Annotated in this window: 3 protein-coding genes; all 3 read left to right on the top strand. The window is 36.0% G+C overall.

Annotation, left to right across the window (positions count from 1 at the left end):
* The coding region (locus tag ACI313_RS03445) for a hypothetical protein (protein WP_439755272.1) at positions 1-220 on the top strand (220 nt) is incomplete at its 5' end.
* A complete protein-coding gene (locus ACI313_RS03440) occupies positions 213-1,229 on the top strand; it encodes an acyltransferase family protein (protein ID WP_439755271.1) in 1,017 nt (338 codons plus the stop codon). The genes ACI313_RS03445 and ACI313_RS03440, both read left to right, overlap by 8 nt.
* 140 nt (positions 1,230-1,369) lie before the next feature.
* A partial coding sequence (locus ACI313_RS03435; protein WP_439755270.1) for an ABC transporter ATP-binding protein occupies positions 1,370-2,149 on the top strand: 780 nt, incomplete at its 3' end.

Below are 2,149 nucleotides of genomic sequence, written 5' to 3'. Positions count from 1 at the left end.
TCCAATTATTCAAGAGATTATTATGAGCAACCGCATTGGCTCAATAAGTGATGAGTTAGCCAAGCGTTTGGACATTGTGCCCTTAAAGGCATTGGAATTATTCTATGCCAGCAAAACTTGTGAAGATTTGCATAATAAGAAGACTGTTTTGTATTTGTATAGTGATTTATATGTTGTTGATGAGTTTTTATTAGAAAAAGAAAGAGACACAAATGGATAAAGAAATGCATATTAATAAGGTCGTTTCTTGTCAATTAAGCTCACCAGACAAGAAAAAACGTTTGGCAAATATTGAGTTGCTTAGAATGGTGTCGATGTTTATGGTCTTGATGCTACATACAAGACACCCTAATACTATTGATGACTCTTTAGGTTCTATGTTTTGGAGGTCTTTTTCTGCGTGTGGAGTTGATACTTTCATTTTGATTTCTGGTTATTTTGGTTTGAGACCATCTGTTAAATCATGGGTGCATTTTTTGATTCCACCAACGTTTTATACACTTATACTCTGTACAATTAATCACGAGCCAATAACACATTATCAACCATGGTGTTCTTGGTGGTTTGTTACTTGTTATCTTGAATTGTTGTTGGTAGCACCATTCTTAAATATGATAATAGACGAGAAAGGGAAAAAGATGCATCTGCTATTGATATTTGCGTTGTCCATTATTAATGTGTATTTTGGTTTTATTTGTCAAACAAATGAAGGAAGAACCGGATATACTTTAATGAATTTTTGTTTTATTTATACTTTGGGTAGATACATAAATAAATATAATATAGTGATAAATTTATTGTCACAAAGACTTCTGTTGTTTGTGTTTTTATTGTTTGTTAATTTTATTTTTAGACTTTATGGGATTGATTGTAAAGGAATCACTGGCTATTATAATTCTCCATTGGTTATTCTACAAGCAATGTCTTTATTCCTCGTTTTTGAGAAAATTGAAATAAAGAGACTCTATAACATAATACTTTTTATTTCATCTTCCACTTTTAGTGTATATTTAATTTCTGATCATCCTTATTTTCGTTATAATTATTATGCAGAACTTTGGAAAAATGTCGGTAATATTAGCGGCGATTATTTTCATCTTATGGCAATCTTCGTAAATATGTTGATATTCGTATTATGTACGATGCTTGACAAGTTAAGAATGTTAATATCTGATAAGGTTGAACAAACTATTGTTCAATTATTGGGGAATTTTCGTAATCTAAAATGATAATATTAATGAAATAAGAACTTTTTAGTTAATAAAGAAAAAATACAATATCTTTTTAAATTAGTTTCCTAAATTTGCAATAAATATATAATTATGGTTTTCTTTAGAGAATTAGATGAATGAATTATTTGTGAATAGCTATGAGCAGAAAAGTAATAGAATTTGACGGAGTGGGCAAGCAGTATGTGCTTGGCACTTTTGGCACAGGCACACTGAGCCAGGATCTCAACCGCTGGTGGGCACGTGTCCGCGGCAAAGAAGACCCTTACCTGAAGATTGGTGAGGTGAACGACCGCACAAAGAAGGGCGACAGCCGTTTTGTATGGGCATTAAAGGATATTTCATTCGATGTCGAGCAAGGCGATGTTGTCGGTATCATTGGCAAAAATGGAGCCGGCAAATCCACGCTTTTGAAGATATTGTCTCGTGTTACATCCCCTACTGTAGGTTTAATAAAGGTGAAAGGCCGTATTGCCTCCCTGCTTGAAGTAGGTACCGGTTTTCATCCCGAAATGACAGGTCGTGAAAACATCTATATGAATGGCTCTATTATGGGAATGACAAAGGCCGAAATAACCCGCAAGCTTGATGAGATAGTGGATTTCGCCGGAGTGGAAAAATATCTCGACACTCCCGTGAAGCGCTATTCCTCAGGAATGATTGTCCGCCTTGGCTTTGCCATTGCCGCCCACTTGGATCCTGAAATCCTCGTTGTGGATGAGGTATTGGCAGTAGGCGATGCCGAGTTCCAAAAGAAGGCAATCGGCAAGATGCACGATGTGGCAAACGGAGAGGGTAGGACAGTGCTATTCGTGAGTCATAACATGGCAGCAGTGAAGAGTCTTTGCAAGAAGGGGGTGGTGATGAAGAATGGCGGTATTGAATATACAGGAGATATAGAGTCGAGCGTAGCTCATTAT

This window comes from Floccifex sp., from assembly GCF_051873495.1.
Lineage (GTDB): Bacteria > Bacillota_I > Bacilli_A > Erysipelotrichales > Erysipelotrichaceae > Floccifex.
This window is presented reverse-complemented; position numbering and strand designations above follow the sequence as displayed.

Coding starts and splice junctions, on each gene's coding strand:
- ACI313_RS03440 (WP_439755271.1), top strand. CDS start 213: ATGGATAAAGAAATGCATATTAATAAGGTCGTTTCTTGTCAATTAAGC.